Here is a 12,644-nt window from a genome sequence, read left to right as displayed (position 1 = left end):
CCTAACCCCGAATTGTGACAGGCTTCCAATTGCGCCACGAGATTATCAAGCCGCGCTCGATCGTTTCGGGCGTCATTTGGTCGGCGCTCGATTCCGCGGTCGGGCAGGCGCTCACGCTCGCAATCTACATGATCATGGCGCGGCTGCTGTCGCCGCAGATTCTCGGCATCGTGGCAACGGGAGCGCTGGCGCTCGAGTTCTGTCGGGCAGTCCTGATCGAGAGCATCGCGATTGCCGTCCAGGCGCGTCCCGATCCGAAGGATGAGGATTACACTGCCTCGTTTTGGCTCATCGCGGGCCTCTCCTTGTTTGCAGCACTCGCACTGTTCGCCTCGAGCGGCGCCATCGAACGATTCTCCGGTCTTTCGGATCTTGCCATCGTTCTCAAAGGATTTTGCATCGTGGTGGCCGTGCAAGGCTTGTCACGGACGCACGAAGCCTGGCTGACGCGCAATCAACTCTTTCGATCCCTCGCCATCCGTTCGATTTCTTCAATCTCGGTTGGCGGAGCCGTAGGGATCGCGCTGGCGATACAGGGGTACGGGGTCCTTGCGCTGGTCGGACAGCTCGTCTCGACTTCGTTGATCTCGCTGGCCAGCCTTTGGATCCTGACGCCCTGGCGCCCTCGGCTCCGGGTCAGCCGGCAGGCTGTTATCGATCTCCTGAGCTATGCGCGCTACGTGGCGCTGACGGGAATCACGAACTTTGCCAATGCCAATTCCGATCTGATTTTCGTCACTTGGTATACCGGCGCCGCCGGCGCGGGCTTCTACAGCCTTGCCAAGCGCCTGGTCAACGCCGTGAGTACCGTGATCGGGAATGCGCTGAACCGCGTGTTCTTTTCGACCATCGCGGGCCTCCAGCATGACCGGGAAGCATCGCGTTCGACGCTGGTCGACTTCGTCAAGTACACGTCACTGCTGACGGCCCCGCTTTTCGCGGGCATAGCGGCTCTGGCACCGGATCTCATCGTCGGTTTCTTCGGATCCAAGTGGGGCGAGGCCGCCCCTCTACTCGCGATCATGTCGATCACCGGGTTCTTGACCACGATCGGCCTCTACAATCACTCGGTGATCCTGGCATTCGGCAAACCGCACTGGCAGACTTGGCTGACGCTGATATACGCGGTTTCGAACATAGCGATCTTCATCGTCGCTGCGCCGTTTGGCCTTATCGCGATCGCTGTCGGCTACGTCGTTCGCGCCTTGTTGCTGTATCCACTATCCGCCGGAGCCTCGATGCGGATCTTGGCGCTCGGTGTCAAGCCCTATGCCGCGGCGCTGATGCCCGCACTTGCGGGCTCCGCGGTGATGGCATGCGCAGTCGTTGCTGCCTCCGTAACCATGCCGGCCACGTCGCCATGGCTGCGTCTCGCGGCGCTCGTGCTGCTTGGTTCTTCGGTCTATCTTGCCGTTGTCATGGCGGTCGCCCGGCCGGCGGTGGTGCGGATTTGGCAGGAAGTCTTGGGTCGTGTGCGGCGATCGTCTAAGACCTAGCCAGAATTCGGCCTGCACGCACCAGCTAGCTTGCGTTGGCCGCCTGTCTGGCCTCGGCAAGATCGAGCGGCTCGGGCTTCGGGACGCGGGCTGATCTTGCCCCGCCAGGCGCAAGCCGGTTGATCAATCTTCTAGCGGGATCTTCGACATAGCGATACGTCACGTCGGCAACGACTGTCAGAACGATGCAGCAGACCAATGCAAACACTGGAAACATGCTTGGCTGAAGTCCGAAATAGTGCCAGGCCGGCTTGAAAAGCAGGATCAACAGCACTTCGTGCACCATGTAGATCGCGTATGACGTGTTGCCGAGGCGGCCAAGCCAGTCGGAACCGGGAAACCGCGCGAAGGCGCTTTCTCCCGTGGCTGTGACGAGGATCGCGAGAGAGAACAGTATGATTGCAAGGTCGGGCTTGGCAAAGAAGTTGAGGACCAGGATCGAGACGGCAAACAGCGCTATTCCGGCGAATGCGACCGGCTTCTTGCGATAGTCGCTCGAGAGCCTGAACAGGACAGTCAGGAGAATCCCGTTCAGGAAGCTCGGAAGCGCCCGTAACATCCCGAAATCGAAAGTTGCCCCGTACATCTGTGAGCGCTCCTGCCAGATCGGCAGGTGAGCATGGGCAAGGATTCCATAAGAGAGCGCGACGATGATCGCGAGCATCAGCGGCGAGATCCTCCCGGCCAGCAGCATGAACAATGGGAATAATAGGTAACAGAACAGCTCGGCGCTGATGGACCAGGCCGGCGAGTTGAAGCTGAGATGATCTGTGATACCCCACGCCTGCACGAGGAAGAGGTTTTGAAGGAAATCCGTCCAGCTCGCGTGCGAGGTCGGACCGGATATGCCGATGAGAGCAAGGACCGCGAATATCAACAATGTGAGCAGATGCAAGGGGTAGATTCGCGCGATCCGCCTGACGAGAAAGCGCGCATAGGAGCGCAGGCCTGTCGAGGTTGAAGGATAGGAGTAGGAAATCACGAACCCGGACAGGATGAAGAACATGTCCACGAACAGGCCATAGGACCCGTTCCAGGCCGGTGAGATGCCCTTGTCGATCAGCTTCAGGTGGAAGATGAAGACCCCGAGCGCGGCGACGAAGCGGTAGAAGTCGAGAACGACAAAACGTCTTGCTTCACTGGCTTCCATCGGGCCTCGGAGTCCTTGCGCGGTTCGTTTCCCTTCTAGAGTCGAATTGTGACGCAAGTTCGCAAGCGCGCAGGCCGATGCGGAGCATTCGCGGCGGCCCGCCCGAATTCATGGGGCCTATCCAATTGCGAATGGCAGTCAGCTCTGCTCATCGATGAGGCAGGCGCGCGACAAACGAACAGAGCCGGGACCCTGCACGGTCCCGGCTCCCTTAGCGCTGTTGGCGCCCGTTTGGGCAGATTTCGCCGTGCTTAGACGAACACGAAGTCGTGGCTGGTCAGGCTGGAGACGTAGACGTTCTTCAGCAGAATCGAGTCGGTGGCCGAGAACGTGATGAGCGCGTTCGTGCCGGACTGCGTGATCTGGAGGTGGCTGTAGTCTTCCGCCAGCAGTTTCGAGATCGCGATCGTGTCGTGCGTCGTCCCGCTGCCGGCCTGGAAGTTGAGGATCTGGTCCTGGCCGTGGTCGTACGCGACGGTCGTCGAGTTCGGCGCCGCCGAGAACACGTCATTGCCGGCCCCGCCCTGGATCGTCACGCCGCTGGCGACGGCCGTGACGTTGTGGGTGCCATCGGTCTTGGTCTGATCGATGAACTGCAGCGCCTTGGCGGTGTCGTAGTTCTCGTGCTGTGTGAGGCCGGCCTGTCCGTTGAAGTTGAACAGGAAGACGTCCCTCGAGCCGTCGGCGTGGCTGGCGATCTCCTGGGTCTTGATGCCGGCGCTGTCATAGATGTCGGTCAGCTTGCTGCCGTCATTGTTGATGATCTGGGTATAGTCCAGAGTGCCGTCGGCGTGGGTCCTTGTGATCTCGACGATATTGCCCGAGGCATCGAGGTGCTGGTGCTGCGTCGTGTAGGACTGGCCTGTGATGTTGTAGTTCCAGTTGTCCGACGTGCCGTCGGCGTTCTTGATATAGGCAGCGGTCTTGATACCGCCGGTGTAGAGCGTGGTGGAATTGTAGCCGTCGCTCTTGGTCGTCACCTCGCTGGTGATAATTCCATTGGCGTCATACCAGCCCGAGGTCTTGGTGCCGTCGGCGCTCTGCACAAGGGTGAATGCCAGGCTGTCGTCGGCATGGGTCCGCACGATGTGCGTAAGGAAACCGGTGGTATCGTAGGTATCGTGCTCTTTCGTGTAGTTCTGACCGATGACGTTGAAGAGATAGACATCCCTCGAGCCGTCGGAGTGATAGTCTGTTTGTGTCTTCTTGACGCCTGAAGCGTCGTAATTGGTCACGACGCTGCCACCGTCGCTGCCGACGACCTGGGTATAGTCGAGCGTGCCGTCGGCGTGCCAGCGGGTCACCTCCGTCGTCTTGCCGGTCGGATCGAGATGCTGGTGCTGCGTGGCATAGCTCTGGCCGGTGATGTTGTAGGTGAAATTGTCTTGGCTCAGGTCGGCATTGGTGATGTAGGCCGCAGTTTTCAGGCCGTTGGTATAGACCGTTGTCGAGCTGTAACCGTCGGCCTTCGTGATCACCTCGCTGGTGAGGACCCCCTTTGCATCGTACCAGTCCGTCGTCTTGGTCCCGTCCTTGCTCTGCACCAGCTTGAACGCCATGCTGCCGTCCGCGTGCTTCCGGATCAGCGTCGTAAGGAAGCCGGTTGCATCATAGACGTCGTGTTCGGTCGTGTAGTTTTGGCCGGTGATGTTGAAGAGGTAGACGTCCTTGCTGCCATCAGCGTGGTACTCGGATTGTTTCGTCCGTACTCCCGTCGAGTCATAGATGGTGACGACGCTGCTCCCGTCGTTGTTGACGACCTGGGTATAGTCGAGCGTGCCATCCGCGTGCTTGCGGGTGACGGACGTGACCTTGCCGGACGGATCGATGTGCTGGATCAGCGTGGTGTAGCTCTGGCCGGTGATGCCATAGGCATAGTTGTCCAGACTACCGTCGGCGTTCTTGATGTAAACTTTCGTCTTGACGCCGTTGCTGTAGAGGGTTGTCGAGGCGAAGCCGTCGGCCTTTTCGACCACCTCGCTGGTGAGGCTGCCGGCGGCATTGTACCAGTTGGTCGACTTGGTGCCGTCGGCGGTCTGCATCAGCTCGAAGGCCAGGCTGCCGTCGGCATGCAGGCGCGTCAGGGTCGTGAGGAATCCGGTCGAATCGTAGACGTCGTGCTGGGTCGTATAGTTCTGGCCCTTGATGCTGTACGTCCAGACATCCTTGCTGCGATCGGCATGGTAGGCGGTCTCGACCAGTTTCACTCCCGTGGCGCTGTACAACGTGATCACGCTGCTGCCGTCACTATTGTAGACTTGGGTCGAGTCCAGCGAGCCGTCGGCATGGCTGCGGATCACCGAAGTGACCTTCCCCGAAGCGTCGAGATGCTGCACCTGGGTGGTGAAGCTCTTGCCCGTGATGTTGTAGGTATAGTTGTCCTGCGAGCGGTCTGCGTTCTTGACGTAGGCGGCTGTCTTCACGCCGTTCGTGTAGAGCGTGGTGGAGTAATAGCCGTCGGACTTCTGGACGACTTCGCTCAGCAGGGTGCCGGCCGTGTTGTAGGTGTCGGTTGTCCGGGTTGCGTCGGTTCCGACATGAACGAATTTCGTCTGCACGCCGCCGGTGTAGCTGATCACGTCCTTGGAGCCGTCGCTGTAGACGACGGTGGTCGAGGTCGGCTGCCCGCTTGAATTGAGGCCGGTGTCGGATTTCGAGAGCAGCTTTCCGCTCGAATCGTAAGTCTTCGTGCTGGTCCAGGTCGCCGCCGAGTTCGTCACCGAGAACGTATATCCGCCCTGGATCTTCGAGAGCGCGTTGCCGTAATGGGCGATCATGTAGTCCATGGTCGCTTTCGAGGCGACCTGCAGGACGTGGGAGTCGGTCAGCGTGATGGTCTGCAGCGCCGTCGAGTCGCTCAGGTCGGACAGTTGCGGCACGATCTCCGCAGCCGTCCCGGTGACGCTGGTCCTTGTGTCCGGGGCGGGCGGCGTGGTCGGGGGCGCGTCGATCTCGATGATCACCGGGTGATCGCTGACCGGAATGGTGATGGTGCTGACGTCGGTGTAGCTGGCGATCGCCGTGGTTCCCGTCAGCGTGTCGTATACCTTCACGGTGTGATGGACGGCGCCGAGGTTCACCGTGACCGTCTGGGCCGCATTGGTCAGCTCGGTATCGGTGGAGTCGTTCCAGAGCTTTGGCTCGGCCCAGACGACGAGTTCGTAGGCGCCATTGCTCTTGCCGAGCACCATGCTGTTGCCGGTGGCCGGCATGTTGCTCAACGTGTAGTTCAATGGGTCAGTCGGCTGCAGGCCGCCCTTGCCGTCGTCGGCCAGAATGGTCGTCAGGTTGTGAATCGCCGTAGCGGCGAGCTTGGGCGTGCCGTCGGAGTTGAACAGGCCGAAATTGGCTTCGGGATTGGTGTTGGCTGCAGACGAGTCGCGGTCGAACAGCTCGTAGAGGTAAGTTGCACTCACGCCGGCCTTGTAGGCGACGACAAGCGTGTTCAGGATCGACTTGGCCTGCACCGTCTCGTTGGCGCCGAGATACTGGGTATTGTTTTGCGTGGTGTAGCCGGTTTCCGTGATGACGACAGGCTTTCCCGGAGCCGCGGCCATGACGGCGCTCAGCGTCGCCGCAATGGAGTTGCTCGGACTGAGGCCGGTGCTGACATAAGCGTGGGCGTTGGCATAGTCGACCGAGCCCGACATGTTGCCGAGCTGGCTGTAGCCCTGGGGATCGTTGTAGGCCAGTGACAGATTGTAGACAGGGATGCTGGCGAGCGTCGCGTTGGCATTGACGGCCTGATAGAGCGCACTCTGGAACTGGGCTGCGGCCGAGAGGCTCGAGCTGCCATTGTAGCTGAAGGGCTGGTGATTGGCCTCGTTGAGCCCCTCGATGGCGCTGATGCTGCCCGAATAGCTCGTCGCGAATTTATGGAGCGAGGCGATGTAGTTCTGCAACCCGACCGTACCGGACTGGGGCAGCGCAGACGATACCAGAAAGTCGAACTTGTAGCCGGCGGCGGCCAGGCCCTCGACGACTGGCTGCGCAGCGGGGTTCGTCCCCATCGCGTCGCGGAGATGGGTGACGCCGATATATTCGAGGCTGTCGGCCATCAGCGCGAGGTTGTTGTAGCCGGTCCATCCGAAACCGGCATGCGTGTTGACGCCGATGGAGTTGGTGAAGCCGCTGGCGGATAGGATGGTTTGATCGGGCATTGCACACTCGAGTTTCAGCGCGAACGAAATTGCTCGCAGGGGTTTGCGTCGAAGCTTCTCTGTCGAGTGTGAATTTCAGATAAAAATCGAAGCTACAAATCGCGAGTGAAATGCGGTTCCTTGTGCAGGAACAGCTCGACTCGTGTTGCAGCAGAATGTTGATGCGATGCCCGTGCAGGATGGCGTGAGAAAGGCGCTTTCAAGATTTCCACGATTTACGCTGCTGAATATATGCGCAAGCCGTGCGAGTTCGACCCAACGCTTCGGCTTGAGAGCGTGTCATACGAACGCGGCGCCTGGGAGTCGCGACCAAGTGAAGCGGCTCGTTGCCGAGTCCGACTCTTTCGTCTGCATCATCAGATTGCACAGGGAGTCGGCAGATGCCGTTTTTTCATGGGCGAGCAATCTGACAGATTTTATCGCGTTAGTTGTGTCCGTATTTTCCCGGATATGACCGCTTGGTTGGACCGGGGAGGCGCAATGGTTCCGTCCAGGAACTGAATCAGCGCCGTGGCCCAACGGCTCAATTGCTCGCTCGCTGTGTTCCGATCCATGCCGGTGCGGCGAATTAGTCGCGGCGGGCCAGCATCAGAAAATCTCCGCGCCAACCGACGATGGCCGTCGCGATTCCGGCGATCAAGATCTTGCCGGCAAGCCATGTCGCGGGCTCGGTCGGCATCGCGCCGAGTGATCCGATCAGGACGGCGGCCACCAGCGCCTGCGCGACCAGTGACCAGCGCGGGAATGCCTCGAACCGCAGGGTCGGACCGAGCGCAAACAGAATCGCTGCCAGCGTGGCGAGCGAAGCGCAGCCGACCGCTTGTCGCGGCGACAGGCCGGCCCAAACCGCGGCTAGCGCGACGGCCGCGACGATCGCGAGCTGGCCGGCCGCAACGACTACGAGCCTGGTCGCGAGCTTCTCCAGGTGCGGAACGACTGCGACGGTCGCCTGGAGATGCGTGTGTAGGAAATAGAAGGCGGCCACCATGGGCGCCGTCGTCAGGAAGCCGTCCAGGCTCTCCCGCGGCACCAGGATGCGAGCGGCATCCGGAATGAAGCCGACCAGTCCGCCGAGCAGCACGAGGGTCGTGCAGACCATGAACTCGAACATCCGCCGCGTCGATTGCACCGACTTCGTGACGGTTCCGCGCTCGAAATCCTTTACGACATCGGGATAGCTCACGGTGTGGATCGCTGCATTGAGGACCCAGAACGGGCGTTGCAGCAGGTCGAGCGCGATCGAAAACCCGGCGCCGGCGCCCGTCGCGCCCAGCCGGCCGATGATGATGAAGCGGAGCAGCACCGGCACCGACAGATGGATGACGGATGCACCCGCCGCGAGCATGCCGTAGCGGGCGAAGGTCTTCCAGTCGGCGAGCATCGTCTGCAACGAGGCGCGTTCCAGCGGCGTGCGGTAAGCGATGAGCCCCGCGACGAGCCCCAGCGTGTGTCCCAACGCAATCCCGAGCAGCGCGGCCTCAGCCGTTCCCCAAATCCTTCCTCCCACCGCGGCTCCCGCCAGAAGCGCGGTGGCACGCAGTGCGAGAAGAGAGGAGGCGACCCCCAGCCGGTCCGACAGGCGTACCGTCAGGAAATACAGATCCGTCACCCCCTGGAGCACGGATATGCCGAGGCCGAGCGCGATGATCCCTGCCGGCAGCGTGCTGGCCAGGAACGCGCAGCTTCCGACCGCTATCAGCGCGCCCGCACTCGACACGCCAGCTGCGAAGAGCGACCACCTCAGCCGGGCCGCCTCGTCCTCCCGGGCTGCTGCGAGAAAACGCAATCCGGCGAGCTGCAGCCACTCGAACATCAGGACGCAGAGCAATTGGCTCGAGGCCAGCGTGAGGGAAAAGCTGGTGTAGTCGGCAGCGGGCAAGAGATGGCTGACCGCGAAGATCAGGATGATCGCCGCGGCGCTTTGATAGAAATAGCCCGCCATCGCGAACAGGCGTGTCATCGCGGAATGAGGCGCTCCTTGCCGACGATGGCCGGACCTTTTGAGGCTTCAGTCGTTGCTGCGCGCACGTGCGACATCCGCTGCTCGCGCAATTGTTCATACAGATTCTTGTATGACGACAGCACGTCGGCAAATATCCACTTGCTGGTATCCGCAATGAGGCGCCGGCTGATCTCGTCGATCTTGTGGGGATCCGCCGCGACCTCCATCATGCTCTTGGCAAGCGATTTCGGGTCGGCTTCGGTCAGCCAGCCGGTCACGCCGTGCTCGATCACTTCGGGCATGCCGCCAAAGCGCGTTCCGAGCAGCGGCCTGCCGGCCGCCTTGGCGTCGGCGACGACGAGCGGACCAGGGTCGTGCCAGATCGAGGGGGCAATCACCACGTCGACCTGCTTGTAGAAATCGTCCGGCACCACGAATCCCATGAACTCGATACGCGCATCCGGCGCGAGCGCCCTGAGGCGCCGTTGTTCCTCGTCGCTGACGCGACCGGCGATCAGCATCCGGATGCGATCCCGGGGCAGCATGGCAAGTGCCCGCATCAGATTGTCGATGCCCTTTTCCTCGGTGAGGCGGCCGATGAATCCGAACGTCACCTCCGTGGTGCAGACCGGACGGGGATAGGGTTCGCGCGGCGGCTCCGTCGAGGCGTTGCGGATCACGGTGCGGATCGGCGTCTCCGCGAACATGCCCATGTCGGTATGGATCGACAGCACGCGCTCGCTCACGCCGACCACCGCGCTCAGCCAATGCGTCGCCCGCTTGCGATGGAAGGTCAGGATCCCGCAGCTCGTGCAGGTGTGCTCGCAGGAGCGCCCCTTGTCGAAGCGCGAGCAGCGCGGGCAGGTCAGATAATAATCGTGAAGCGTATGCAGCACCGGCACGCCGAGCTGGGCGGCAACGCGCCAGATCGCGGTGGTGAGACCCGACAGATTGTTGGAGTGCAGCACGTCCGGCTTGAAGGCCCGGATGCGCTCCGCGATCAGCGGCGCCTGCATCTGCCAGTCGTCGACCGCATGCCAGATGCTGCGCAGGACGGCGTTCTTCTGCTCCGTGAAGGGCCGATAGATGTTCTGGACCGGCGCGGAATGGACGTTGATGCCATTGCAGCTTTCGCGCTCCTGCCCAGGGGACGGTGCGGCCCGGATCACCTCGACCTCGTCTCCGCGCTGCACCAGGCCTTCGGCGAAGCGCCGCGCGAAGATCTCTGCACCGCCGACGATCTTGGGGGCCTGAGGCGTCGGATAAAGCGTGGACGTCAAAAGAACTTTCATCACTGAACCTCATGTTTTGCAAAAATAGCGCTTACCGTGCCGGCCTTATCTCCAGGGCGGGCATGGCACCGTTGCTCGCTGCAATGAGAACAGGCGTGGTCGAAACCGGAATCCAGGCACCGGACGCCGGTCTTGCGGCCGAGTCGCACGGCATCGCAAAGGTTGCGCCGTCCTGATCGCCCTTGATCCGGACCTCGTAACGCCGGTCGGGAGTCTCGGACCAGACCGCAACTCTGGCGCCGGACGTCGTCGTTGCATTGATCGACACGAGGCCGCTGGCGAGATCGCGTTTCTCGGCGCTCAGGCTGGAGCGGATGAAGGCCCAGGCGCCCTGGACCGCGCAGGCGACCGGCTTCGGCGAGTTGTCGAAACGATAGAGTCCGAAATTGTGCTCCAGGTCCGATGCGTCCTTTCCACTGTCCTTGAGTTCGTAGAACCACATTCCTTTGAGCCAGCGCGCCGCGGTCGATGCCCACAAGATGAGCTGCGCACTATTGTCGGACTGGGCTTGCTCGCTGACGCCGCATTTATTGGTGGCAGCCGTGGTCCACCCGGTCTCGGTGACATAGATCGGAAAATCGGGGTTTCCGCTCGCCTGGCCGACCAGCCGGTGAAACGCCGTGAGCCTGTCGATGATTTCGGCCGAGGTGCGTTTGCTCGGGCCCATGCAGAAATTGTAGAGATGGATCGATGCGCCGTCCGCATATTGAAGAATGCCGGTCCGCAGCATCTTCTCGGTCCATGTCCAGCCCAGATCGTCGCCGAGCGCGCCGACCAAGAACGGCGCATTTGGCGCCATCCGCTTGACGACCGGCCGCGTGACCTCGGCGAGCGCCCGGTAGTTTTCCGGCGAGAACGCAGGATCTTTCTTCGCCGCCAGGTTCCATTCGTTCCAGAGCTCGAACAGCGGATGCTGCGCCACCACCGATTGCGCGGCCGCCGCCGCATAATCGGCGAACCGCTGCCGCGCCTCGTCGGTCGTCGGTGGCGAGGAATTCGGAACGAGATGATGGCCGAAGGCGAGGATCAGGAGAGGGCGCGCGACGCCGGACTTGACCTGCGCTTCGAGCCTGCCAAGTCTGGGTGTGAAGCCCATCCGGCGTCCCCCAACCTCGAACTCGGACCAGGGAAAATCATCGCGAAAGGAATTGAGACCGAGTTGCTTGATCTGGGCGACGTTTTCCGAAGGCACGTATCCGCGCGCGCTCACCGGGCCACCCAGGCCCTGATGCGTGCCGACCCCCAGCAGGAATCGGGCATCGAGCGGTTGCGCCTGCTGGGCGCAGACCGAGGCCGGCAGAAGGACCGATGCGATGAGGCTGGCGAGGCGGAGACTGTCGCGAACCAAGGTGCGTGGGACTAGTGGAGCCATCAGAAATTCTTGGAGAGATCCGATTGCAGCCCCGCCTTGGCCTCGATCGGTGTCTGGTCGTTCTGCAGCAGCTCGAGATAGACCTGCTGCAACTGCCCATGCGTCTTTTGAACGTCATACAGCTGCTTGAACCGGTCGTAGCCGCGCTGCCCCAGCACCTTGAGATCGAAATCGAGCGCCCGCCGAAAGCCGTCCACCAGCGGTTGAACGGCGACAGGCTCGCAAAGCACGCCGGTGACGCCGTCGACCACGATCTCGGGCAGTGCTCCGCTGCGGAATGCCAGGATAGGCTTTGCTGCGCGCATCGCTTCCAGGGCAACGAGGCCGAAGGCTTCCCATCGCGACGGGATCACGACGAGATCGGCGGCCTCGAGCTGGGTCTCGATGGTCGGGCGGTCTAGCCAGCCGAGCAGGGACACGTTGGACGGTACGCTCGGGCCTTCGTATTTGTTGACGACGGAGGCGCCGATCATGCGGATATCAACCACGTCTTCGAGCGCGCGCGCCGCCTCGATCAGGAGATCAAAGCCCTTCTGACGGTCGAGGCGTCCGATGAACAGAACCTTGACCTTCTTGGAAGTCCAGTCTGCCGCGACGGGCTGCGGCGAGCGCGTCTTCGAGATGCCGTTATGGACGAGGGTGAGGCGGTCGGCGGGAATTCCGGCGCGGACGGCTTCGTTGAACTCGTCGCCAGAGATGCAGATGATCCGGTCCGACGTTCGTGCGAGAAGGTTCTCTGCGGCCTTCGTCACCACGTGGCTGAGGCGGCCGGTCTCGCGCGAAAACGCCCAGCCGTGCGGGCAATAGACGACGCGTGGTCCGTCCGAGCGGGCTGCAAGCGCGGGGCGGAGCACGAGGCCCGCGAACGAGGAATGCAGATGCACGACATCAGGGCGGAAGGCATCCAGGGCCTGCATACTCGCACGAAACATCTGGAATAGTCCGGCGATACTGCGGCCGGATCGCTCGAACGTCGTAATCTGGTTGTCGTCGATCCCGGGGAGATCGCGACGATGATCCGAAGGCACGACGTAGTGCACGTTGTCCGCGCCGAAGCTTGCCTGTTGCTGAGGATGCAACTCGTTCAGATAGCTCGCAATCCCGCCCCGAATCGTCTCTGCGACGTGCAGCACTTTCATCGGTTGTCTTGCGTAGGGCTGCGTCGGAGAGCCGGACATCCTGTATCCCTGTTCTGTGTTCGCTAGTGCGAAACACAGTTCCTCGAATACGTA

The 12,644-nt window shown here is 61.8% G+C and carries 7 protein-coding genes; 1 reads left to right on the top strand and 6 read right to left on the bottom strand.

Annotated features, from left to right (window positions below; genetic code table 11):
- The first annotated feature begins 29 nt into the window (after positions 1-29).
- Positions 30-1,496: a lipopolysaccharide biosynthesis protein gene (locus D6B98_RS29605; protein WP_164718944.1), complete on the top strand. Its 1,467-nt coding sequence runs from the start codon at positions 30-32 to the stop codon at positions 1,494-1,496.
- Positions 1,497-1,521: 25 nt separating this feature from the next.
- On the opposite strand, the gene D6B98_RS29600 is transcribed toward D6B98_RS29605, so the two are convergent.
- The 6 genes from D6B98_RS29600 to D6B98_RS29575 all read right to left on the bottom strand — a co-directional run bounded on the left by D6B98_RS29600 (position 1,522) and on the right by D6B98_RS29575 (position 12,551).
- Complete coding sequence (locus D6B98_RS29600; RefSeq protein WP_126260558.1) at positions 1,522-2,646, bottom strand: acyltransferase family protein; 1,125 nt, start codon at positions 2,644-2,646, stop codon at positions 1,522-1,524.
- Positions 2,647-2,897: 251 nt separating this feature from the next.
- A complete protein-coding gene (locus tag D6B98_RS29595; protein ID WP_126260557.1) occupies positions 2,898-6,806 on the bottom strand; it encodes an RHS repeat domain-containing protein in 3,909 nt (1,302 codons plus the stop codon).
- A gap of 568 nt (positions 6,807-7,374) precedes the next feature.
- A complete protein-coding gene (locus D6B98_RS29590; protein ID WP_126260556.1) occupies positions 7,375-8,766 on the bottom strand; it encodes a hypothetical protein in 1,392 nt (463 codons plus the stop codon).
- The gene (locus D6B98_RS29585; protein WP_126260555.1) at positions 8,763-10,040 is read right to left on the bottom strand and encodes a glycosyltransferase family 4 protein; all 1,278 of its coding nucleotides are present in this window, start codon (positions 10,038-10,040) and stop codon (positions 8,763-8,765) included. The genes D6B98_RS29590 and D6B98_RS29585 overlap by 4 nt, the downstream gene beginning before the upstream one ends.
- Positions 10,041-10,071: 31 nt before the next feature.
- Positions 10,072-11,412 carry a hypothetical protein gene (locus tag D6B98_RS29580; protein WP_126260554.1) on the bottom strand — a complete coding sequence of 447 codons (1,341 nt, stop codon included), beginning with the start codon at positions 11,410-11,412 and terminating at the stop codon, positions 10,072-10,074.
- On the bottom strand, positions 11,412-12,551 hold the full coding sequence (locus D6B98_RS29575) for a glycosyltransferase (RefSeq protein WP_126260553.1): 1,140 nt from the start codon (positions 12,549-12,551) through the stop codon (positions 11,412-11,414). Before D6B98_RS29575 ends, D6B98_RS29580 begins: the two co-directional genes overlap by 1 nt.
- Positions 12,552-12,644 lie beyond the last annotated feature (93 nt).

It is taken from the genome of Bradyrhizobium sp. LVM 105, from assembly GCF_003957705.1.
GTDB lineage: Bacteria > Pseudomonadota > Alphaproteobacteria > Rhizobiales > Xanthobacteraceae > Bradyrhizobium > Bradyrhizobium frederickii.
Note: the sequence above shows the minus strand (reverse complement) of the source record. Positions and strands in the feature narration are given on the sequence as shown.

Excerpts from the sequence above, each read along its gene's own strand:
- D6B98_RS29600 (WP_126260558.1), bottom strand. The coding sequence starts at position 2,646 with ATGGAAGCCAGTGAAGCAAGACGTTTTGTCGTTCTCGACTTCTACCGC.
- D6B98_RS29595 (WP_126260557.1), bottom strand. The coding sequence starts at position 6,806 with ATGCCCGATCAAACCATCCTATCCGCCAGCGGCTTCACCAACTCCATC.
- D6B98_RS29590 (WP_126260556.1), bottom strand. The coding sequence starts at position 8,766 with ATGACACGCCTGTTCGCGATGGCGGGCTATTTCTATCAAAGCGCCGCG.
- D6B98_RS29585 (WP_126260555.1), bottom strand. The coding sequence starts at position 10,040 with ATGAAAGTTCTTTTGACGTCCACGCTTTATCCGACGCCTCAGGCCCCC.
- D6B98_RS29580 (WP_126260554.1), bottom strand. The coding sequence starts at position 11,412 with ATGGCTCCACTAGTCCCACGCACCTTGGTTCGCGACAGTCTCCGCCTC.
- D6B98_RS29575 (WP_126260553.1), bottom strand. The coding sequence starts at position 12,551 with ATGAAAGTGCTGCACGTCGCAGAGACGATTCGGGGCGGGATTGCGAGC.